This is a genomic window from Neptunitalea chrysea (assembly GCF_027924145.1).
Classification (GTDB): Bacteria; Bacteroidota; Bacteroidia; order Flavobacteriales; family Flavobacteriaceae; genus Neptunitalea; species Neptunitalea chrysea.
In genome coordinates this window covers 21,481-44,449 of sequence record NZ_BRVP01000018.1, presented here as the reverse complement: position 1 = coordinate 44,449, position 22,969 = coordinate 21,481, and the positions used below count along the sequence as shown (strand labels likewise).

Genomic DNA, 22,969 nt, shown 5'->3' with positions numbered 1-22,969 from the left:
GTTTATTTCCTGCTGATTAAAAAAATATAAGATATGCACAATTGGAAAGCATATGGACAACTTTTGGAATTGATGCTCCTATTTTAAATGAAGTATCTATTGGTGGTAGAATAAAGGATATTGTAGATAATAGGAATGCAATTGCTCATGGGAATTCTTCAGCTTCAGAGATTGGAAGTAGGGTTTCTTTATCCGATCTGTATCGCAGATATGAAGAACTTAGCGGATATTGTTCTTATGTCATTTCGGTATTTGAAAACTATGTAAACGAGAGAAAGTACGTTGCCCAATCGAGTAGACGGCCGTGAACGATGAGTCCACGGTGCGCCTCTCACACCACCGTACGTAAGGGTCGCGTATACGGCGGTTCAATAACCATCTTTCAACTCGCTCTTTACACCAAATTGAACTATCTTCTAGTTTATTCTTAGGCTACCAAACTTAATTGGGATTCGGACAGCCATTCACAAGTTCAGCTCCTAAGTACATTTCAAAGAGGTTATTGTTCGGTCCTTCCTCGTTTGTGAGACCTGTGTAAAATATTACACCTCGTTTACTGCGAGTACTATGACCGCTGCTGACTTCTCCACTATGCCAACCCGTAGCTATAGAGACCTCCCCAGGTAAGAACATCTTCTTTCTTTCAATTCCTGCCATATCTACTACTTCGGTACTTATCTAAAAGTGATATTTTGGACTTCGCAGTTATGTGCCTACTCATCCGACCTCATAGCCTCGGTATATGGTTCGTGTTCCTCAGTACCGAAATTTGCAGGCTCGCTTCCTTCAGTCCCAGCTTCACAACTAGCGACCTTGCGACTTGCTAATGGTTCAAGGCGTTACCCCTGCCCATAAGGGACTTGCATCCTCTAGATGAATATCCTATATTTGATAGGATAAAGATGCCCATGCTGGGTACACACATTTTGTATAAGTAATGGCAGGCAAAGTGCTAAATATCAATGTTTATACCCCGCTCAATCTTTGTAGCGGTTTGACAGGAAAGAAGCCCGAAATCTGCCACTATTCATACAATTTACCGTTCTACGCAATTTGAAAAACCACACAAAACTTGGAAAAAAAGAAATATCAAATCAAAAAAAAAACTTGGAAAAGGTGGTAACGGTATAGTTTACAAAGTAGAAGATGCTGAAGGTAATTTTTTTGCTAAAAAAGTTTAAAAAAATATCAAATCAAAAAAAATACGAAAGATTTAAAAGTGAAATAGAAGTTTTAAACAGTTTAAAAAAGAAAAAAGGGATAATTGAAATTATTGAACATCACTTTCCAACGGAATTAAATAAAGACGATTATCCATACTATATAATGCCAATTGGCATCCCTTTCAAAGAATTTATCAAAACTGCTACAATAGAAGAAGTATTTGAAATCATATTTGAACTTTGTGATGCTATTGAATATCTACATTCACAAGATATAACCCATAGAGACATAAAGCCTGATAATATTTTAATTATAGACGGAAAACCTGTATTTTCAGATTTTAGATTAGCTAATTTTCCCAAGAAAAAAAGGTTTCTGCATTAAACGAATCTATCGGGCCAAGGTGGACAATAGCACCAGAAATGAAAAGGATTTCGTCTGTCGCAGAATTTAAAAGAGCTGATATATACTCTTTTGCAAAAACTGTTTGGATGATTTTAACTGAACAATGGTTGGGCTTTGATGGTCAGTATATTTCAAATAGCAATATATCAATCGATAATTTTGTAGAAGTGAATATCAATAAAATGCATTACATCGGAGATTGGTATTATTTTTCAATTGTGTTATTAAATAGACTTCTTGAACAATCCACAGATAACGACCCTCAAAAAAGACCTACAGCTTCAGAGTTCAATGAAAAATTCAGATATTGGCATTCTAGCAATGATGATTATTACGAGAGGAATCCATATGAGTGGGAAGATGCACTGACTAGAATTTTTCCTGTTTCAATTCCATTGTGTTGTCAATGGAATGACTTGAAGGAGATTTATAATGTTTTAAAAATAATATTTGAATCATATGACAATTTAAATCATTGCTTTTACCCAAAAAGTGGTGGCAATGATTTTAATAAAATCGAGATTAAACAAGATTATTTATTCATTGAAAATGACATTTTCTTAAAACCTAAAGCGCTTTATTTCGAATCAATTGGAGATTTAGATTTTAGTTACTTTATCTTAGAGTGTGATGAAATTGAACCGTTATTTAATAAAAGAGTTTACGAAAACGAAGAACGAATATATATGGATGATAAAGGAAATTTCCATCAGGAAGAAAATGATAATTTGAGAGAAATTGGTAGATTCTTAAAAGGTAAATTCCTAATCACAAAAAAGACTTCTATTATTAATGAACTTAAAGGGAAATTAAACGCTTATGATGTAATCCAAAATAAAATGAGTTTAGCAGAGTATCAAGAATTGATAAATAAAGTAAAGTATAAAATTAAAAAAGAAAAAACTGCGTAGAACAATGGTAACCGTTGCACAACACCTGAATAACGGCAAAAGATCAATTATACAAGTCGCTTTAGAGCGACTTTGTTGTTTTTAGCAGTAGTACTATTTTAAAGTTGACTATTAAAAGAAGAGCTATAACAACTGTAATTGCTGCCTAATCAATCACTAACTCATACCTAACACCCCTACCGGCTCCTATAGAAGTAAACACTTCTTTATCTACTAAATCTTGTAAATCACGGGTGGCGGTTGCTTTAGAGGTTTTGGTAATTGCCATGTACTTTTTGGCAGTCATACCTCCTTCAAAACCTTCTATTCTTTTGTCTAGCATTTTAAGCACTACTTTTAGTTGGCGCTCATTCAATTGGTCTCTGTGAACATCTAAAAATTTTGCTTTACTTAGTGTAAATCGAATCAATTGTTTCGCATACTGCTGTGCCGCTAACATAGTTTCACAGAAGTATACAATCCAGTCGGTAATTTCTAAAGACTGTTGCGCCAATTGTAAAGCATCATAATAGGCTTTATTATTTTGCTCTATGGTTGTAGACAGACTAATTGCTAAAGGTCGGCCTAAAGATTCCGATAAACATTTGTCAGCAATGGCTCTACCAATACGTCCGTTACCATCTTCAAACGGATGTATACTTTCAAAATACAAATGCGCTATGGCAGTTTTTATCAGTGCTGCTTTTATATTATTTGGAGAAGTAGTAAAACTTGTATACCAAGCTACAAATTGTTCCATTTCAATTGGAATACCTTTAGAAGGTGGTGCTTCATAATGCACTACTTCTTTACCGTAGCCGCCGGAAACAATAACCATGGGTTCATCTCCAATTCGGTAAGCACCTCCATGTATAGCTCTAGATTTCGCAAATAATACCCCATGCCAATCTTTAAGCAATCCTTCCGTTAGTGGAGTGGCAAAATGCTCACGAACTTTTACCATAAGTTCGGCAATACCTTTGGCATTGATGTCTCTAATTTGAGTGGTTTCACCCATTCCCAAACGATTCTTAATAGACGACATTACATCTTTACGGCTGTAATATTCCCCCTCAATTTCAGAAGTCTTTATCGCCTCATCTATCATAAACTGCAATACAGTTTCCTGCTGAAAATCGGATGGTAAGGAATCTATAATACCCTTTACTTCTCCGGTTTCCGCTGCAAATTCAAGTACAATAGCATCTATGGCTGATGCATCATACTCAAACTGAGGCCAGTTTTTATATTGCCAGTTGTACATCATGAGCCGATTATTTTAGCTAATCGGCTCAAATATAATAAAAAAATGAGCCGATTAATAGGTTTAATTGGCTCATTTGCTATTACAGAGAAGTATTCTTGTTTTCATGTTTCTTAATTAAAGTTCCTAAAGGCTTTAATTCATTTACCTTTTTAGGTCCATACTTAGCATCAAAAGTCTCAATTCCAATATGGTGCGATTAAAAGCCGTCTCTTAAACGACTAAAAAAAGCCTGTTTTGCATGAATCATATTTCTTATTATGAGACATGAACACTAAATTTAATCAAATAAATCTGATTAAGTTTTACTCATTTATGAGTATTTTATAATATGCTTAAAATAAGCTGAAGGAGAGTGTAAATTATTTTCCATGTATCTAAAATAGAAATTAATAGAGAATAGAAAGAAGATAATTTTTTAAAAAATAGTGTACCTATGTTGTGCCTAAAACAAAAAAGCACTCACAATAAACATGTAAGTGCTTCATAATAAAGGTGGAGAAGATGGGAGTCGAACCCACGACCTCTTGACTGCCAGTCAAGCGCTCTAGCCAGCTGAGCTACATCCCCAATAAGTTCTTAGTACTTTTTCACTGGTAATACCAACAGCGGAATACTGCAGTGAAATTCACGCTTCAATATTACATTTTTTTCCAATAATTTGCTAAAAAATCCGCGTTTTCTTCTAAACACGCAAAGCATTTCGGGGTTAAGTTGCTGAATGTGTTGTAGTATCCCCTGAAAAGTAGTAGCACTTTCTACTGTGGTTAAACCGTTTCCTAGTTCTTTAAGTCCGCTATCTACCAATAAATCTTCCTCTTCATACCCAGGCGTTTTTACCAATAGCAGTTCAACCGTGGCATCGTATTTTTCTTTTACTTCCTTTAACGGCACCAACTGAATACGGTTTTTTACAATGCCCGATTTAAACGCAGTGAGTATAGACGTAATAGGGTGGTGTTTGTAATCTTCGGGCACAATTAAAGTAGGTATATTGGTTTGTTTAATAATGCTACCGGTGGTTTTACCAAGGTACACCTCGTCTCGTATATCGATACTTTTAGGTTCAATTACAATAAGATCTACCCAAAGCTCTTGGTCTATTTTCTGTATCGCCTCTAAAACGCCGCCTTCAAAGGTGAGTTTTTTTATTTGCACATCTTTGGTATCTATTGCTGAAATCACCTCGTCTAATTGGTAGGTACTACTTTTAGACACCGCCTCGTGAGATGAGTTCATACCCATAGTTGCAAATACAGTATAGGCTTGCATAACATACACATCACAGTAAAAATCGGTCGCAAAATCAATAGCATATTGCAACGTTTTCACGGCATTAGGCGAAGTACCTACGGGAACCAGAATGTTTTTCATAATTGGCTAGTTTTCAATAAAAGTAGTATTTTATTTTTAATTTTCAAGAGGTGAAATCTAACAATTCTGTATTATGAATTATCATAAAATATGCATGCTAGAGGTGTTTCAGCATCACACAAGTGACTCACGTGCTACTTTTACTCCATAATTAAGATTAAATGCTTCGTGAGCTTGCCCCGAAGTGGTTTAGTTCTCCGGTTTCTGATGCAAATTCAAGTATAATAGTATGAATTATACTCAAATTGAGGTCGGTTTTATGTTGTCAATTATTTTCCATATCTCTAAAATTAGAAATTAACAGAAAAGAGAAAGAAGATAGTTTTTTAAAAAAATGGTGTACCTGAAATACAAAACCTCCATACGCAAGGTGTAGAGGTTTTGTATACTATGGAGAAGATGGGAGTCGAACCCACGACCTCTTGACTGCCAGCCAAGAGCTCTAACCAACTTAACTACTTCCTAAATGCCTGCCATTTTCAGAGTATTTATAATAAATTTTTTTAGTCAAGTTTAAAGACATCGTCAGGAATACTAGAAGAAGCATTAAAACAGAAAACAAAATCACCTGAGATAGTTAAAAATAAATATGCTCCTTTTAACTTCTCCCTACAGCAATTGTCTACTCCTGGATCAACTGAAAGAAAAAGACTAAGTTCATTTATAGTTTCATTTTTAGAGATAACTTCAATACTACCTCTAAAAGGGTAGGAATCATCATACTCTTTATGGTTTACTACTCTGTATTTACCTTCTAATGGTTTAATAGGGGAAAATGTCATTATATCGAGAGTGTCCCCCTTATTATCAAAAAAATAGCTTTTACCCTCTTGAATACCGTTTGAATAAGCCTGCGTTATAGTTAAAACATTATCAAAATACCATTTCTGTATCCCATTTATCAAACCATTTCTATAACTGGTAATTGTTTTATGTACAGTTTCTTTTTTTTCATTAGAAGAATAAGACTTGTAATAATTCACTTGTAAGCCATTCTTTAAGCCATCTTTATATTCGCAAATATGTATCAACTCCCTCTTTTCATATGTTTCAACTAATCCGTTTAATTTTCCGTCTAAAAAATTGGCGAATATTGTTTTCCTTTTTTTGTAACAAATTTGATACTTACCATTAAGTAGACTATCTGTATTCAAACTTCTATAAACCGTAACTTCACATCCGTCAAATTCCTCAACATCTTCATTAATGTTTTTAAAAAGAATTTTTGTGCTATTATTTTTTGATATTTGTTTTACAGAATTGCACGAAATAAGAATTAAGCAAATTGATATTAATCCGATTATTTTATTGTTCATAATATATGTTCTTTTAATGGTTGTTTATTGCAATGCATTTCAATCCATTGCCAATACCAAAAGCTTTTGCGTTGGCCAAGTTTATAATCCATAAAATTTTCTTCAGTTGAACTCTGCTCAAGGTTTAAAGTTTTTTCTAATTCTCTTAGTCTTTTATTATCAAGAGCCTCTCTCATATTTTTAAACTTAAGCTCTTTCTGTTCATTTGTTAATACAGCCTTTTCACGTCCTTGATTTTCAAAATCAATTTTCCTGTTTTTATAATCTGTTGAAATAATTCTATCAATATCCGAAAGGCTACTATTCTTGACGAATTTAAAATTATTTTTTGCGTCTATGAATTCTTTTTCTAATCTATCATATAATATTGCTTTCAAATTGTTTTTCTTGCCATCTACATTTTTTTTCTTAGACGAGAGCTGTTCCTTTTTATCATTTTCTAATTTTTGAATTGCTTTTTGGTAATCTTCATCAATAGCCGTCTGATTATATTCAAATGTATGTCTTAAACCGAACGCATGCCCTACCTCATGTGCAATAAGCAGGACGTGGAAGCAAGACCAAATCAAATGTAATGATTATGGCCGAGAGTACGGTATTGGAAGATGTAGCTACCGGAAAAGTAGAGCGACAATGCAGGTATTTTAAGGCTAAAGTACTTGGTAACCATAAAGCAGCAGGAGTGGACGATGCTTTGCAAAAAGCCATTGAAAATGAAGGTTCTATTGTTTTTACGGATGACAGCACATCTTATGTAGACATTGCGGATTATGTGGAGATTCACATCAGTGAAAAGTCCAGCCCTCAAACCACCAAAGATACTTTAAAGTGGGTACATATAGCTATCGGCAATGCAAAACGGAATTTTGCAGGAACATACCACAAAATAAAGGCTAAATACCTACAGTTATATCTCAATGAGTTCGTTTATAAGCTCAACAGAAGATATTTTGGCGATAGAATCTTCGATAGGCTAGTCATGGCAAGCGTTACAGCTAATGGACATTAAACGGATATACAATAACAATTTTAAATGAATTAATTATCCTCATTTTCAAAACAACATCTTTAGGTTAATATTGATACATAAATTATAAATTAACCTATTAAATAAAAAATTTGAGTCGCCCTAAATAGGTTGACGATTTTAGATAAAAAAGGAGAGTATTAAACTCTCCCTTCTATCAAATCTTTATAATCACCTTTTCTCTAGTAGTGTTATACATTTCATTGTTTCATTGCTACCGGACAGACTAAAATCTTCGATTGTATAAAGTAAATTTCCTTGACTAATAAAAATTCTAGAATTATGAGTTTTATACGAAAAATCTAAAAACAAACTATCACTTCTTAATTCCCAATCACCATCATAACCTTTAAGTCCTACTTTACAAAAATCCGAAGAATATTTAAATTTTCCGTTCTCTTCTATCGTTAGCGTATCATTCTCTTCAGGAGTATAGACAAAATTATAATATCCCTTAGAATACATAATAGACATTTTTTCTCCCAAACTAGGTTTCTTGCTTACATAAATACCTGGTAAATCCAAAGCTTTCTTATTAACAGTAAAGCAAATGAGTATGAATACTATGAATAGCAAAAAGAAGAATAATTTAAGATTTTTCTTTATCATAATTTTATGCATTACATAAAATAAGTTATTATTTCAGATTTCTTTTTATTAGTTAAATATGTAACATCAGCCTCTATAGTATTCAATATCCTCTGGAACTCATGATTTGTTGTTAAATTTCTATATGAACTAATAATCGATAATATGTACGCTGAGTCAGAAGAAGTAATAACAACATTATTTGATAATGCCTGAGTAAATGAATGAGACTTTTGCAATAAAAATTCAATTACATCTTGTGTACGCTGCGGGTTATTATCAAATTCTTGGGTAACCCTCAAAACATATCCGATTTTCTCGTAAAAATCCTTATAATCGCTCCCCCTTGAAGATAAAGATAGTACATTATCTCGAATATCATACATATCAACCCCAAAAGCAGATATCGTAGGATCTATAGGTAAATTGCTATCCGCATAAGATTTTGCACAACAACAATCATCGATATATGAACTTTTTTTACAACTCACATCAGGTTCTCCAGAATATATCCCACAAAAACCATTATTACTTGAATCACAATCGGCAACCGAACAATAGTGAGGTATATAATATTTTTCTGTGAAAATTATTGGATATTGCTCCAATATTGCCATGTGAAAATCATAATCGACTTCTTCTACCTCATTTTGTTTACTCAAAAATTCAGAAGAATCCTCTATTTCACCCCCCCTAAAAACAACAAGTAACGAATTAATTTGATCGTTAGACTCATAACCAAAATAACCAAAACTTTCTATAAATACGGGACCAATATAGCTTCTTGTAAAATCAGTTACCGGATTTACAATTTCTTGATCTATATTATACATTCTTTGATAGAACCCACCTTCAGAATATTCCAAAACCGATAAGCCTGTAATATTTTTATCGATTTTCTGATTTATACCTTTACCATAAAATGTTACAGCCCAAACTTGAGTAGAATCTAATCCCAAGTTATAAGTTTTGTTCAAGGATTGAACTATAGACGAAAACTCATTCTTAACGGTTAAAATATGAGAGTTAATACTTTTATCAGAAGAGGTATAGGTAAGATCGTAGTTAAAATTATTGTAATTATAAAAATCATAACTTCTTCCGAAAATTTCCAAAGCTGTATTGTTAAAAACTTCTGAATTTTGAGAAGTATCGCTACAGCTATAAAATGTAATGACCGATAATAACAGTAAATAAAATATTTTTTTCATAATAATCAGTATTTATTTCGCATAAAAATACGTATAAAAACAAAAAAATACTGTTTGTTGTAATCAAATAATATACTACTTTTATGCGTTGTGCATTTAAGCAATATTGATTTTTAGATTATTGATATTTCTGTTGAATTCAAACATGTTTATATATTGAATGACTGTCATTGCTGTAATCTTGGATAAGATTCTATTTTTGAACCCCTCAAAAGATTTAGCATAATTCCTTCGAATCATAAATTGGTCACAGAGCTGAGAAAATAATGTTTCAATACGTTTTCTGGATTTCTTGAAAACCTACGGCTGTTCCCTATAGTTATGCTGGTTTGTTCTCATAGGAGTTTCAAGCCTAATATTATGATATTCAAATAGATTTAATTGGTATTCTGCCTACAAATACCCTCTATCACCAAGCAATGTACAATCACGTAATTGGTGCTTTATATCCTTTAAGTAATTGATATCGTGCACACATGCCGGACTAATATCCATACTTTCTATAACACCCTGTGCAGAACAGACAGCATGCAGTTTATATCCATAATAATGACTTGATTGACTCGCACAATATCCTTTTTCGGGCAGACTGTAGTCCTGTTCTTTACATATCTTACTTCTGGAGCTTCTTGATAATTTACAGACCTCTAAAGGCATACTGTCAACAATATAACAATGCTCAGATTTATTCAGCCTCTTTACCAATGCTTTGCGAAGTGATTCTCTAAATGAAAATAACTTACGCTTTCTTCTGTTGTAGACACTCTGCTCTATTTTGCTGGATAAACTAGCAGGTAAAATTCGAAAAAGTTGACATTCGCTATCAATACCCATATACTCTGATGTTAGATCCATGGCAATGAGTTGTTTATCTCTCAATTTAGGTTTGCGTATTTGATGTAAATAATCCATTTTACAATATGCTGTTTACCAAATTTTTAGAATAATAAAGCGGATGTTTTGAAATTCATTTTAAGAATGTTGAGTTTACTTGAACGATCAGGTTTTTTAATGTTTTTGGCTCTGATTTTGTCAACATTTGGGCTATTTCTGTTTGTTGTTTTTGTAAATGGGATTTAAAAATCCCGACCTTTGCCGGTATGATTAAAACACACCCCAATAGAGTTAGCTTTCTTGAGATTAATAAACTGGCGCTACCGGCTATTGCGGCGGGTATTGCAGAACCATTGATTTCTATTACCGATATTGCTGTTATTGGCAATGTAAAAGAACATCCGGTAGAGGCGTTGGCAGCGGCAGGTATTGTGGGTTCATTTTTATCGGCTCTTATCTGGATTTTGGCACAAACCAAAACCGCTATTTCGGCTATGGTGGCACGTCATTATGGCGAGAAACGTTTGCATGCTGTAAAAACCTTGGTGCCGCAGGTTATAGCACTTAATTTGGTATTGAGTTTGGTGTTATTGGTAATTACCACTGTGGGTGCGCATTTTATTTTCTCCTATATTTTTGAAGCCAACGGACTGGTATTGGAGTATGCAAAAAGCTATTACTTAATACGTGCGTTGGGGTATCCGTTAACCTTAGTCACCTTTGCTATTTTTGGAGTTTTTAGAGGAATGCAAAATACGCATTGGGCTATGATTTGCAGTATTACCGGCGCTACCGTAAACATAGGACTCGATTTTTTGTTGGTGTACGGCATAGAGGGCTATGTACCCGCCATGCATTTGCAGGGAGCTGCCATTGCTAGTGTTATTTCGCAATTGATTATGCTGGTTATAGCAGTGTTGTTTTTTGTGTATAGAACTCCCTTTAATTTTAAAGTCCGTAGGGTGTTTAATCCAAATTTAAAGCCACTTATTGTTATGAGTGCTAATTTGTTTATACGTACCTTCTTTTTAAATGTGGCAATGGTGGTGGCTAGTAGGCTGGCAACAGGATACGGTAAAAACGTAATTGCCGCACAAAGTATTTTAATGCAGGTATGGTTTTTTTTTTCCTTTTTTATTGATGGCTATGCCAATGCCGGAAATGCTATATCGGGCAGATTATTGGGTGAAAAAGCCTATAAAAAGTTATGGAACCTAAGTATTGATATTTGTAAAAATGCCTTACTAGTGGCTGCTATATTAATTGCCGTTTGTGCGTTGGTGTATAACGAAATAGGGGAGCTGTTTACCAAAGAACCACTAGTACTTAGTCAGTTTTACTCTGTGTTTTGGATAGTATTGCTTATGCAGCCTATTAATACCATAGCCTTTATGTTCGATGGTATTTTTAAAGGTTTGGGCGAGGCTAAGTTTCTGAGAAACGTATTGGTGATAGCAACCTCATTAGGATTTATACCTACCGTACTTATAGGACATTATATGGGCTTACAATTATATGGTATTTGGATAGCCTTTACGGTATGGATGCTGGTACGTTCGGTAGGGCCGGTACTAAAGTTTAGAAGCAAATATTTGCAGGTTTCTTAGTATAAAAAAATGTTTTTTTTGTTTTTTTGAGACCATTTAAATGCGGTCTATTTGTTTTATTAGTAGTTAATTATATTCCTAAAATAGCTATTAGTAATAGGTATTAACTTTTGATAGTGTCATTCGTATAGGTTTATTTTTTATTTTTACTCATTAATGAAGTTTCTTTACAATGTGTTTTGAAGAAATTTAAGAATACCACGCAAATCTTACTATTTATGAATGGAACCGTAACAACAACAGTAGAAAATACCATTGCAACCATAACCTTTGGGCATCCTGCGGGGAACTCGTTTCCTATAGCATTGCTAAAGAGACTTATCAGTGCTATTGAAGATGTGTCTATAGATAAAACGATTTCTGTACTTATTTTACAAAGTGAAGGCGACCGTGCGTTTTGTGGAGGAGCTTCCTTTGATGAATTATTAGCATTGAATACTCTAGAAGATGCGATTGCATTTTTTAGTGGTTTTGCCGGGGTATTGAATGCGATGCGTACCAGTACAAAGCTTATTATTGGTAAAGTACAAGGGAAAACTGTTGGTGGCGGAGTGGGTATTATTGCTGCTTGTGATTATGTGATTGCTACCGAGGCTGCCCATGTAAAACTATCGGAGTTTACCATAGGTATCGGTCCGTTTGTAATTGCCCCTGCGGTAGATCGAAAAATTGGAAAAACGGCTTTAGCAGAGCTTACCTTAAATGCCTTGGAATGGAAAAGTGCACAATGGGCTTTAGAAAAAGGACTCTACACAAAGGTAGTGCCTACTTTAGCAGATGCCGATAAGGAAATAGCTATGTTAAGTGAGCAATTAGCAGTGTATAACATAAAGGCGTTACGTGCTATGAAACATACATTATGGAAGGGTACAGAAGATTGGGAAGAAATGCTAGTATATAATGCTGAAATTTCGGCAAGATTGGTACTTTCACCATATACCAAAAATGCATTGGCCAAAATTAAAAATAATAAGTGATGAATTTGATTATTATCTTACTGCAGCAGCCAAATATTGATGAGAAAATAAAAAGTGCCCCCGATAACTCGTATGTTATAGGGGTACTTATAGGGTATTTATTACCTATCACTATTATTGCGGCGTTTGCCTACCTTATGTTTTCGTACTTTAAGAAAAGACGTAAAGAGTAGCTAGTTCATAGCTGACTGAGTACATGCTTTGCAATTTGTCTCTCAATAGCAATGGGACACTTAATAAATGCTTCTTGGGCTTATGCCGAGGAGGGTTACTTTTTCATCCAGATAGTGTACCTGTTTATTTCTAGTTTTTTTCCTTTTTTGAGTTTGTAGATGACGGTAAATCCTATTGCTAGTGCAATGGTAGTGAATCTAAATACATTTGCCATAGTATCACCTAAGGCATCTTCAGAAACCGAGAATAACATCCAGAACAGGTTCATCCAAAAGTGCATTCCTATGGCTACCCACAAATTGTAATTCCATTCGCAGTACAACCAAGCAAATAAAATAGCCCCCATAAAGGTCATAGTAAAAATACCTATTAAGGTTTCCATATTGTTGCTTTGGTAAAGGTGCCCCATAGCAAATAACACAGCCCCTAAAAATATAGCCGGAATAAATCCGATTTTAGTATTTTTAAATATAAGTCCGAACAAGAATCCTCTAAAATACAGCTCCTCAAAAAAAGCAGCTGCTACGGCACCTATCAAAATAGTATCGAGTTTTACATAGTTATTAAAATTGAAAAAAATAGCACTCCCAATGCCCATAGGTAAGGTAAATCCTAAGGTGATTAAAATACCTTTTATGGCGTTCGATTTTAGTCCTATTCCGGTAAAAAATCCTTTTCCTTTGGTAATAAGTAAGGTGCCTGTAAACAGTGGAATACCCATCAAAACATAGCAGATGATATGGCTAACACCCATACTGCCTATGGTAAGATCAATACTATTTTTCCAAGCACTAAAAAAGGTACGGAATCCGGTAACATAAACAATAAAAGCAATAGCTACAATAAGTATTATTCTATAGGTGTTTTTCATAATAGGGCGTTTCATCTGTTATGGTTAGTTCAATGGCATTTTTCTTTATATAGTTCTAATAAACCTGTGTATGTAGGTATACGTATCTGCTTGCCGGCGGTGTGCATCAAAGAACTTTCATTAGTTGGTTTGGTAGCTGCTTCCAGTATATAGGAATCCGTTTCTGATGAGGTAGTTCCGACTTGTCCGTTTGCCGCCCAACTAGTACCATAAGAAATGGTTACTTTAGAGGCATGGTCTACCACAACACCAGTAAGTTTTGCACTGCTAAAACCATAAAAGCATGGTAGGTCAAAAAATAATATTTCTTGCATGTTTTTGATTGATTTCGACATAAATATACAATAAATCTTACAGGATATTATTTAATGTCTCATTTTTTGTACATTCCTTTTCTATGTAATAGCGTAGTAAAATATTTAGACAACAACAACTCAGTCTTTACAAGGGTTTTGAACGGTTTTATATAAAAAAAGTGATATCCTTAAAAATAAATTCTTTGAATTGCGAAAAATTAATTTTAACTTCGTGTTAATCATTGATCCTTCACTATATCACATAGAGGTAAAAATAAGACAATTTGGGTCTAAAAAAAATAACAATTAACGAAAACGATTTCGTGAAATTATATTGAACAATTTAATAGCCACATATCTTAAATTATAATGTTATGGTACTTCAAAAAGTAACTTCATTTTACTTAATCCCCGACGCTTATCATTTCTTTTATAGAGTTGTGCAATCGATTACATTAAATCTTAAACTGTTAGAACCTCCTGAATAGGTTGTAAATTTCTCTTATACAGTGTCTATTATTCTGGGTAATTTCTATTGCTACAGCAGGTTATATATTGCCAAAATATTTCGAACTTTAAATTATTTATAATCATGAACAAATGTATATCTTCTGCTAACTCGCCACCGTAATTTATACGAAACGGTTTTGTTACATCAGCTGCTCCGGACCCTTTAATATGTTGCGGACACACGCCCTGTATTTTATTATAGCCAACACCGATAGGTGTATTTTGGCCTAGGTTTAATACGCCCTGTTTATCACCCCTACTCAAGGATTATATTACATATTTCCTTTATAATCAATACGGTAGTGAATCCGTAAAGTAAACATCTGACACATCAACAGATGATTACATTAACATTTAAAAACATTAAATTATCATGAGTAAATTACCAATCCAAATTTTATTTGTTTTGCTTATAACCTTTTCTATAAGCAATGCTCAATCTGTTACTTTTAACGAAGCCTCTGGTTGGATGGAAACCGCCTTTGCTACTTGGCAACCGGTATCTGGTGCCGATAGCTATAATGTATACTATAGCGGACAAGGATACACTAATGAACCTGTTGATGACCAACTAATACGAAGTTATGGTACTTATTATAGAGTGGATATTCCTGGGTTACAGGCCGGAACCTATACCATTACGGTAGCACCTGTTACCTCAGGTACTGAAGGCACTTCTGCAACTACTTCTTCTATTACGGTGACAGCCCATGACCGAACCGGATTTTCATTCAATAATAGTAGAATACCGGGAGCTTATAATCTTGATGGTACTCCTATGAGTGGAGCAGTTATTCTATACATTACAGAAAATACCAAAGACGTCATTAGCTTAAATGTTACAGGCGCTAACTCCAATCCGTGTGTTGGTTTGCAGGAAATTCTGGAGGGCTTTAAAAAAGGAGATGACAATCGTCCTCTCATTGTTAGGTTCATTGGACAAATAACGGATTTCTCATACATGTCGAACGGTGATATTGTGGTTGAAAACGATAAGAATGCAAGCAGCCATATTACTTTAGAAGGTATTGGTGACGATGCTACTGCAGATGGTTGGGGCATACGTATTAAAAATGCAACTAATATTGAAATTAGAAACATTGGCTTAATGAATTGTAACAGTGGTGAAGGCGATAATATTGGTCTGCAACAAAACAACGATTATATTTGGGTACATAATTGTGATTTCTTTTACGGAGATGCAGGTGGTGACTCCGATCAGGCGAAAGGAGACGGAGCATTAGATTGTAAAAAATCTACCTATGTTACCTTTTCTTATAATCACTTTTGGGATTCAGGGAAAGCGAACTTACTTGGATTAAGCGAAGGTACTACTACCGGACTTTATATTACTTATCACCACAACTGGTATGACCATTCCGATTCCAGACATCCAAGAGTACGTTTCTACTCTGCTCATATTTACAATAATTACTACGATGGGAATGCTAAATATGGGGCGGGTTCTACAAAGGGTTCTTCATTATTTGTAGAAAGCAACTACTTTAGAAATTGTAAGTTTCCTATGCTTACCTCTATGCAAGGATCTGATATTTATGATGATAGTACGCAAGCTAATGATACCGATAATGCCACTTTTTCAAGTGAAGACGGTGGTAGTATTAAAGCAGCGAATAACTACATGATTGGTGAACATCGATTTGTTGCATATGGAGATACCAACTATACAAATTCTACAGTTGACTTTGATGCTTACGTGGTTACCAATCCTACTGATAACATGCCTAGTTCTGTAACTTCTTCTTACGGAGGCAACAGCCATAACAATTTTAATACCTCTTCTGTAATGTACACGTATACTGCCCAAACACCTGCCAATGCACGTACTACTGTAATGCAATATGCAGGACGTATGGATGGCGGTGACTTTACCTGGACATTTAATAATAGTGTAGATGATACCGATTCTGATGTTAATACAGCTCTAAAATCGGCCTTATTAAACTATCAGACAAGTTTAGTGGGCGTTCAAGGTGATGGTGGAGTTGTGGTAAATCCGGGAGGAGATTATACCCTAACAGTTACGGTTTCTGGCTCTGGTACGGTGAGCGGAGGAGGTACCTATGATGATGGTACTACAGCCACTTTAACAGCTACCCCAGCAAGTGGATGGTCTTTTAGTAACTGGAGCGGAGATGCCAGCGGTACCAGCACAACTACCACGGTATACATGGATGACGATAAAGCAGTGACTGCTGTTTTTACCCAAGATGGAGGAGGAGGTACCGGAGGAGATGAAATTCATAATTTTACCGAATCGGGAACTAGTAGTAGTTTCTATACTATTTCCGGAAGTCTGTCTACCTCTAAAGGTACTGTTTATTACGGAGGGTTAACCTTAACGCAGTGCATGAAAATTGAATCGAGTACGAGCGTTAATTTTACGGCATCTCAAGAAGGGACATTAACACTTGTATTTAATGACACTTTTACCGGTAACTTTAAAATTGATGGAACTAATTATGCTGCTGCATCTGGAATTATTACTACGACTGTTTCATCTGGTAGTCATACCCTTACTAAAGGCGATGTAGCCAACCTTTACTATATGAGTTTGGAATATGCCGGTACTACCACCACAACATATAATCTTACTACTGCTGTTACAGGGCAGGGATCGGTATCTCCTTCTAGTGGAACGTATGACGAAGGGACTTCGGTATCCCTCACGGCAACACCTAATACTGGTTGGCAATTTGATGGATGGAGTGGTGGTTACACGGGTAATCCTACTACTATAACAATGGATGCTGATAAATCTATTACTGCCACGTTTAGCGAAATACCAACCACTAGTACTACGATTACCATACAAGAAAACGCTAGCGGATTTTGTAGTGTAGATGGCTCTGTTGATAATAATAACTCAGGTTATACCGGCACCGGATTTGCGAATACCGACAATGCTAGTGGAAACAGTATTAGTTATAGCGTTACTGCATCAGGTGGAAGTGCCACCCTGGTTATTGGCTATGCCAATGGTGGTGGAACAGACCGACCTGCAAATATTGTAGTTAACAATGCTACAGCTGTTAGTAGCCTTAGTTTTCCGGCAACTACCAATTGGACAACCTGGAGTACTGTATCTACAACGGTTACTTTAACCTCTGGCACTAACGATATTGTATTAGAGGCAACTTCATCGGGAGGGTTGGGTAATATTGATTATCTTGAAATTACCGGAAATGGTGTAAGTGCTGCAAGTTGTTCCTCAGCCAGGCAAATGAATTCAGGCGGGAAAGAACTACTTTCTAAGAATACGTTGGACAGTACTATTAAGCTGTACCCTAACCCGGCGCGTACTACTATTGCTATATTGTCATCTATTAGTATTGAAAGAGTAGTACTCTACAATGTAACAGGGCAACAAGTATTGGTAGTAACCGAAGCATTTTCTAACATCTCTTTAAACGCTTTACAAAAAGGACATTACTTTGTAAAAGTGTTTACAGAAGAAGGAACTTCAACACATCAACTCGTGAAGTTTTAATAATACTTAAAAACAGCAGGGATAACTCTCTGCTGTTTTCTCTATTTACTTAATAATTGAGATTAAATACTCCGAGACTTATCTCGAAATAGTTTAGTTTATAGTTTTCTGCCTAAAAAGCGTATAATACTTCCTTTACCTTTATGATACCTTCCTTCATTAAGATCTACAGTGGTTTCTTTTAGCTCCATAATTTCATAGTTAAAAAAATCCGATTGTATTTCCGCTATTGAGAATAAAGATTCTTCATCTGAAGGTCCTCCAATAGTAGGATTTTGTTTTTTGTATGTTACATGTGCTTTGCTAAATGCTTCAAAAATGACAATCCCTCCTTTTTTTAAATAGGTGTGTAGTAGTTTATGATATTGTGATTTTAGTTGTACAGGAAAATGTGCATAAATAAGCACTATGGCATCAAAAGATTCGGGCTCAAAATTCAAATCGGGTAATTCTCCTACCTTGTACTCTATTTGTACTTGGTTGTTTTTAGCAAGTTGCAATGCCTTGTTTTTTCCCTCAGTACTAATATCAAAACACGAAACCTTATAGCCCTTAGTTGCAGCATACACGGCATTTCTACCCTCCCCTTCCGCAGCAAATAAAATACGTCCTTTACCTACTATCGTAAGTTGTTTTTCCAAGTACTTATTAGGTAGTACACCATAAGCATATTCGGGTTGTTTGTATCGGGTTTCCCATCTTTTTAACCAATCATTCATCATTTCTATTTTAAAGGTTTTCAAAAACAAATTCCTTATTCAGTAACATTCCTGCAATTCCACCAGATGCTACGGCATTGGCTACTGTTCTTTTGGGTGAGCAGTTATCACCGCAAGCGTAAACGTTGGCTATAGTGGTACGTTGCATTTCATCAACCTCTATATATCCTTGCTCGGTAAGCGTGCATCCTAATTGTTGTGGTATACTACAATGTTGCTCAAAAGGAGCATGCGTATATAGAACGTGTAAACTGCTTTCAGTTCCGTCTTTAAATAGAAGGGCTTTTAATTGTCCTTGTTCGTGTAGTAATGCTTCAATTTTATTCTCTTCAATGGTTATTTTGTGCTGTTGCAGTACGTGCAGTTGATCTTCTTTTAACGTGGTCTTCCCATTGGTATATATCGTAATTTCACGTGTCCAATTAGTTAAAAATCTAGCAAACTCATACGCATAATCTCCATCTCCTAAAATTCCGGTAGGCATATTGCGTACCTCATAACCATGACAATAGGGGCAATGTAAGACAGAGATTCCCCAGCATTCTTGTATTCCTTTTATTTCTGGTAATACATCTTTTATTCCTGTAGAAAAAATAAGCTTTTGTCCGTTTACAATTTTACCCGATGCCAGTTCAATTTCAAAACCAACTGCTGTTTTTTTTCCGTTAATAGCAATAGCGTTAGTAAATGATATGGTAGGGTAGGCACTCACTTGAGTTTTCGCAAGTTTTGCTATCTCAGCAGGTGTTTTCCCATCATGGGTTAAAAAATTATGTGAGTATGGTGTTTGCCTGTTACATGGTTTACCACCGTCTATTACTAAAACGTTTCTTAATGCTCTACCTAATGACATTGCAGCGGAAAGTCCGGCATAGCTACCTCCTATAATTAGTACATCGTAACTGTTATTACTTTTCATTTGATACAAATATTAGTGTATCAAAAGTAGCAGAAGCTTATATGAAAGATATAGGACAACTTTAAAATTAAACAGGACTTATTTAAAATTTTGACGAAATGTTTCAGGGGTGTATCCTGTATGTTTTTTAAAGAACCGAATAAAATAAGAAGTATCTTCATAACCCAGTTGGTAGGCTATTGTATTAACCTGATTTGTGGTAGCTAATAGATTTCGTTTGGCTTCCAAAATAATTTGGTCATTAATAATAGTAGAGCACGTTTTGCCTAAGGTGTTTTTAGTAATGGTATTTAATTGATATGAGGTTAAATGAAGCATTTCTGCATAGTCTGTTACTTTCTTTTTAGTTAAAATGTGAGTTTCTAATAAGACCATAAATTCATGTAATCGTTCTTGAGTATAATTGGTGCTATTATTTTTATTTGCAACTAAATAGGCATGTTGGCGGGCCATTTCTATAAAGAAGATATCTAGATAATATTCAATAACTTTTTGGTGGTTCTCGGGTTTATCGGTATGTTCTATAAAAATATTTGATGCGATAGCGTTTATACGTTTAAAACTATTGAATGATAACTTACAATGATTATGGCTGCATGCTTTTAGAAACATTTTGCGACCTAAGTTTTCTTTAGGACTGTAAAAGTCGGTATTAAAACGGATTAGATACCCCTTGCTTCCTTTTTTTAAAGTGAGTTGATGCACTTGACCCGGGCGCATGCAAAATATTGAATAATCACCAACGGGGTATGAAACAAAGTCTATACTGTGTTCCCCAATTCCTACTTCTAAAACCAAAATAAAAAAGAAGTTATGCCTATGTAGATCCTGAACCATTTCAGAATTTTGGAGTAGCTTCTGCACATCACGAATATCAAAACTACCAGAATATTCGGGTTCTTTTATGGTTCTTAAGGGTGTCTTTTTCATAGCAATTGTAAAATTACAAAATTAAGCTGCCTATATTTCGCTTAAAAAATGAGTAATTACTAATTTAGTTTATGCAGTAGCTTTTTTAGCGTCTTGTAGTTTTTAGCACTGTCGGGCATGAAGTTAAAAAAGGTACGCTCTATGGTAATTTTAATATAATTATCTTGTCGTATAACTTTAAGTACAGACGGAATTAAAAAGCGTTTCAGGTTTATTACTATATATCCGTCATGGTCTTCCTCTATTGTATACTTTTCAAAACCGTTGTGTATTTTAGCTCTAATAGTTTCCCAGGTTTCTTCGTTATTATCTAGTGTGTGCTGATGTACCGATTCTAATAAATCGGTCTGACTCACAGAATTGAATTTTTCATAATAGTATAATTGCCATAACATAATGGCAAGCGCTAACGGAATTCCAAATAGCAGAGACATCCACCAATTATTGGGGTGGTTCATATTCTTAATTAGGAGAATCAAAAAAGTAAAGGGGGTCACGAATAGCGATTTCATTAAAAATTTACCTGTTTTGGTTTTCATATACAGCCATTTTTAACTTTTAAATATACAAAATTAGGTGAAAGCTATTAATTGTTATAAAAATATAGCGTATGAGAATAATACCCCGCCTCATGTTCAAACATATTATCATAGTACTCGTCGTTACTTTCAGATAATGAATAGCTCACCGCAGATATAATAAGGTTATGAAAATCTAAATACGTATGATTGTTTAAAAAACGCCCCCATTTATAATTCTTAAGCCAGTTTTTTATAGATGGGGTGTAATAAGAATTTAAAGCAATGTAATTATCACGCTGATAACGGTGAATAATTTCATGCACATAGTTTCTTTCATCGGTAAGCTGACTTTTTATGACTAGAATGTTTCCGGCATTGTGTAGGGCATAAATGTTATGTCCTAAATAATCTGCAGAAAAGATCATATGTCCTGTTTTGAGACTCTGTTTAGCTTCAAAATTAAATTTAGATGCATTGTAAAGAAAGCTACCCGTTTCTACTAGCATAAATTTAGGGTGTACTTTCAGGTTGTTTTTTAGCTTAAATTCTAATCGCATAAAAGCAATATGCCAGTTGAGTTGTTCGAACATGCCACGGTTATAAGCAGCATTTTCGGTAATGGAGGAACCTATACAGTTAAGGGTATTAGCAGCCCAATAGTAATACCATTGATCATTGTAAATGTTTTTACGCAGGAGTCTTTTAGCTTCAAAGTTTATATACCCGCCAACAGCCCCTTGCCATAGACTTTTTTTAATGGTAGCCCCAAGAGTTACGTCTTCTTTTTTATTTATAATGGCTCCGATGGAGCTAAAGACTGAGCCTATACCAATATTGTAAGCGGCACCTTCAAAATCATTTGCCTGGCTTTGTACATTTATAGTAACAAAAAGGGTGAGTAGTATAATGGTTAGTCGCATAGTAGGTAATCTACTATAAATATACTTTTTATTTATAATAATCCGAGATAAATGTAAGTTATTTCTACTTTACACATGGTATGGCACTTGCATTATTATAATTATTGCATCATTCTTAGGCAGTCTATCTTTTTAATACCTTCTTGTTATACACACCACCCTCGGGAGTTGTAATTTTAATAATATACACAACTGTAGAAAGCTAAATAATATTTAATACAATTCCGCTTGGTTTCATTTTTCAAGTACCTTTTTAGTTATTTTGGTATCTAGACAGTGATTAAGCATTATCACTTGCTACCCATTCTGCATAAGACGAATCGGTTTCTTGTAAACGTAATGCAAATAATTTGATATTTTTTGGCAAACGGCTCTTAATCTTTTTAGCAAAGTCAATCACCATCATTTCGCTGGTAGGTTGGTAATCTACCAATAATACATTATGTCCGCGTTTTGCAAGTTCCTCTGCTAACTCTACATGAGGGGTATTTTTATTAAAAACGGTAGCATGATCAAATACATCTACAATCTCTTCGGTTACAATCTTTTTAAGATCGCCAAAGTCAATTACCATCCCACATTTTGCATTTGTAGTATCGCTTATAGGGGTACCAATTACGGTTACCGATAGCTTATAACTATGTCCGTGTACATTTTTACATTTTCCGTCATATCCATATAATGCGTGTCCGGTTTCAAAGCTAAACTGTTTGGTAATTCTAATGGTGCTCATGGTCTAAAAATATTTAAACCGCAAAGGTACATTTTTTTGACAGGCATATTCAATATCAGACTACATTTGCGCACTTATTTTTGGTATTTATTATTGAAAATAGGACACCCCAGTAAATTCGCTTGTTACTCCATCTTTTATTAGCCATTCTTTACCTTGGTAAATGTAAATAAGCTCGTTAAAGGTTTTTGTTTCTTTAGGAGTTACA

21 protein-coding genes, 1 tRNA gene and 2 pseudogenes are annotated in these 22,969 nt (G+C 34.7%); 8 read left to right on the top strand and 16 right to left on the bottom strand.

Features of this window, described 5'->3' with window-relative positions; genetic code table 11:
• The first annotated feature begins 26 nt into the window (after positions 1-26).
• From NBRC110019_RS12875 to NBRC110019_RS12865, 3 genes are all read left to right on the top strand, one after another.
• Positions 27-308, top strand: coding sequence for an MAE_28990/MAE_18760 family HEPN-like nuclease (locus tag NBRC110019_RS12875; RefSeq protein WP_281755551.1), 282 nt, complete (start codon positions 27-29; stop codon positions 306-308).
• 838 nt (positions 309-1,146) lie between these two features.
• Positions 1,147-1,548, top strand: a complete 402-nt coding sequence (locus NBRC110019_RS12870) for a protein kinase domain-containing protein (protein WP_281755484.1) — start codon at positions 1,147-1,149, stop codon at positions 1,546-1,548.
• A 38-nt stretch (positions 1,549-1,586) separates the two neighbouring features.
• Complete coding sequence (locus NBRC110019_RS12865) at positions 1,587-2,480, top strand: hypothetical protein (protein WP_281755482.1); 894 nt, start codon at positions 1,587-1,589, stop codon at positions 2,478-2,480.
• Positions 2,481-2,625: 145 nt separating this feature from the next.
• On the opposite strand, the gene NBRC110019_RS12860 is transcribed toward NBRC110019_RS12865, so the two are convergent.
• From NBRC110019_RS12860 to NBRC110019_RS12840, 5 genes are all read right to left on the bottom strand, one after another.
• The gene (locus tag NBRC110019_RS12860) at positions 2,626-3,726 is read right to left on the bottom strand and encodes a Fic family protein (RefSeq protein WP_281755480.1); all 1,101 of its coding nucleotides are present in this window, start codon (positions 3,724-3,726) and stop codon (positions 2,626-2,628) included.
• 493 nt (positions 3,727-4,219) lie between these two features.
• Positions 4,220-4,293 (bottom strand) — tRNA-Ala (locus NBRC110019_RS12855).
• Positions 4,294-4,302: 9 nt separating this feature from the next.
• A complete protein-coding gene (locus tag NBRC110019_RS12850) occupies positions 4,303-5,097 on the bottom strand; it encodes a universal stress protein (RefSeq protein WP_281755478.1) in 795 nt (264 codons plus the stop codon).
• A 503-nt stretch (positions 5,098-5,600) separates the two neighbouring features.
• Positions 5,601-6,413 (bottom strand): toxin-antitoxin system YwqK family antitoxin, encoded by an 813-nt coding sequence (locus NBRC110019_RS12845; RefSeq protein WP_281755476.1) that lies wholly within the window; start codon positions 6,411-6,413, stop codon positions 5,601-5,603.
• On the bottom strand, positions 6,410-6,982 hold the full coding sequence (locus NBRC110019_RS12840; protein ID WP_281755474.1) for a hypothetical protein: 573 nt from the start codon (positions 6,980-6,982) through the stop codon (positions 6,410-6,412). The genes NBRC110019_RS12845 and NBRC110019_RS12840 overlap by 4 nt, the downstream gene beginning before the upstream one ends.
• Between NBRC110019_RS12840 and NBRC110019_RS12835 the strand changes: the two are divergent.
• Positions 6,958-7,422, top strand: a pseudogene (locus NBRC110019_RS12835) (IS1595 family transposase); the annotation flags it as partial. The gene NBRC110019_RS12840 and the pseudogene NBRC110019_RS12835 sit on opposite strands and share 25 nt — an antisense overlap.
• Positions 7,423-7,611: 189 nt before the next feature.
• Here NBRC110019_RS12835 and NBRC110019_RS12830 read toward each other — a convergent pair.
• The 3 genes and pseudogenes from NBRC110019_RS12830 to NBRC110019_RS12820 all read right to left on the bottom strand — a co-directional run.
• Positions 7,612-7,965 carry a hypothetical protein gene (locus NBRC110019_RS12830; protein ID WP_281755473.1) on the bottom strand — a complete coding sequence of 118 codons (354 nt, stop codon included), beginning with the start codon at positions 7,963-7,965 and terminating at the stop codon, positions 7,612-7,614.
• Between the two features lie 95 nt (positions 7,966-8,060).
• Positions 8,061-9,239: a hypothetical protein gene (locus NBRC110019_RS12825; protein ID WP_281755472.1), complete on the bottom strand. Its 1,179-nt coding sequence runs from the start codon at positions 9,237-9,239 to the stop codon at positions 8,061-8,063.
• Between the two features lie 96 nt (positions 9,240-9,335).
• Positions 9,336-10,139, bottom strand: a pseudogene (locus NBRC110019_RS12820) (IS982 family transposase); the annotation flags it as partial.
• A gap of 200 nt (positions 10,140-10,339) precedes the next feature.
• On the opposite strand from NBRC110019_RS12820, the gene NBRC110019_RS12815 reads away from it, so the two are divergent.
• The 3 genes from NBRC110019_RS12815 (at position 10,340) to NBRC110019_RS12805 (ending at position 12,830) form a co-directional block, all read left to right on the top strand.
• Complete coding sequence (locus NBRC110019_RS12815; RefSeq protein ID WP_281755470.1) at positions 10,340-11,680, top strand: MATE family efflux transporter; 1,341 nt, start codon at positions 10,340-10,342, stop codon at positions 11,678-11,680.
• A 218-nt stretch (positions 11,681-11,898) separates the two neighbouring features.
• Complete coding sequence (locus tag NBRC110019_RS12810; RefSeq protein WP_281755468.1) at positions 11,899-12,657, top strand: enoyl-CoA hydratase/isomerase family protein; 759 nt, start codon at positions 11,899-11,901, stop codon at positions 12,655-12,657.
• Positions 12,657-12,830, top strand: coding sequence for a hypothetical protein (locus NBRC110019_RS12805; protein WP_281755466.1), 174 nt, complete (start codon positions 12,657-12,659; stop codon positions 12,828-12,830). The genes NBRC110019_RS12810 and NBRC110019_RS12805 overlap by 1 nt, the downstream gene beginning before the upstream one ends.
• 95 nt (positions 12,831-12,925) lie before the next feature.
• Here the strand turns inward: NBRC110019_RS12805 and NBRC110019_RS12800 are convergent, their stop codons facing one another.
• Both NBRC110019_RS12800 and NBRC110019_RS12795 read right to left on the bottom strand, forming a co-directional pair.
• Positions 12,926-13,717: a CPBP family intramembrane glutamic endopeptidase gene (locus NBRC110019_RS12800; protein ID WP_281755464.1), complete on the bottom strand. Its 792-nt coding sequence runs from the start codon at positions 13,715-13,717 to the stop codon at positions 12,926-12,928.
• A gap of 14 nt (positions 13,718-13,731) precedes the next feature.
• Positions 13,732-14,016: a hypothetical protein gene (locus NBRC110019_RS12795; protein WP_281755461.1), complete on the bottom strand. Its 285-nt coding sequence runs from the start codon at positions 14,014-14,016 to the stop codon at positions 13,732-13,734.
• A gap of 865 nt (positions 14,017-14,881) precedes the next feature.
• Here NBRC110019_RS12795 and NBRC110019_RS12790 point away from each other — a divergent pair.
• On the top strand, positions 14,882-18,019 hold the full coding sequence (locus tag NBRC110019_RS12790; protein ID WP_281755459.1) for an InlB B-repeat-containing protein: 3,138 nt from the start codon (positions 14,882-14,884) through the stop codon (positions 18,017-18,019).
• A gap of 98 nt (positions 18,020-18,117) precedes the next feature.
• Here the strand turns inward: NBRC110019_RS12790 and NBRC110019_RS12785 are convergent, their stop codons facing one another.
• The 6 genes from NBRC110019_RS12785 to NBRC110019_RS12760 all read right to left on the bottom strand — a co-directional run bounded on the left by NBRC110019_RS12785 (position 18,118) and on the right by NBRC110019_RS12760 (position 22,761).
• Positions 18,118-18,762, bottom strand: coding sequence for a class I SAM-dependent methyltransferase (locus NBRC110019_RS12785; RefSeq protein WP_309297647.1), 645 nt, complete (start codon positions 18,760-18,762; stop codon positions 18,118-18,120).
• Entirely contained in the window at positions 18,749-19,657 is a 909-nt protein-coding gene (locus NBRC110019_RS12780) for an NAD(P)/FAD-dependent oxidoreductase (protein WP_281755457.1), read from the bottom strand. Before NBRC110019_RS12780 ends, NBRC110019_RS12785 begins: the two co-directional genes overlap by 14 nt.
• A gap of 78 nt (positions 19,658-19,735) precedes the next feature.
• Positions 19,736-20,587, bottom strand: coding sequence for a helix-turn-helix domain-containing protein (locus NBRC110019_RS12775; RefSeq protein WP_281755455.1), 852 nt, complete (start codon positions 20,585-20,587; stop codon positions 19,736-19,738).
• Positions 20,588-20,646: 59 nt separating this feature from the next.
• Positions 20,647-21,126, bottom strand: coding sequence for a hypothetical protein (locus NBRC110019_RS12770; RefSeq protein ID WP_281755453.1), 480 nt, complete (start codon positions 21,124-21,126; stop codon positions 20,647-20,649).
• 47 nt (positions 21,127-21,173) lie between these two features.
• Positions 21,174-22,028: a hypothetical protein gene (locus NBRC110019_RS12765; RefSeq protein ID WP_281755451.1), complete on the bottom strand. Its 855-nt coding sequence runs from the start codon at positions 22,026-22,028 to the stop codon at positions 21,174-21,176.
• Between the two features lie 280 nt (positions 22,029-22,308).
• Positions 22,309-22,761: a 6-pyruvoyl trahydropterin synthase family protein gene (locus tag NBRC110019_RS12760; protein ID WP_281755449.1), complete on the bottom strand. Its 453-nt coding sequence runs from the start codon at positions 22,759-22,761 to the stop codon at positions 22,309-22,311.
• Between the last annotated feature and the right edge of the window lie 208 nt (positions 22,762-22,969).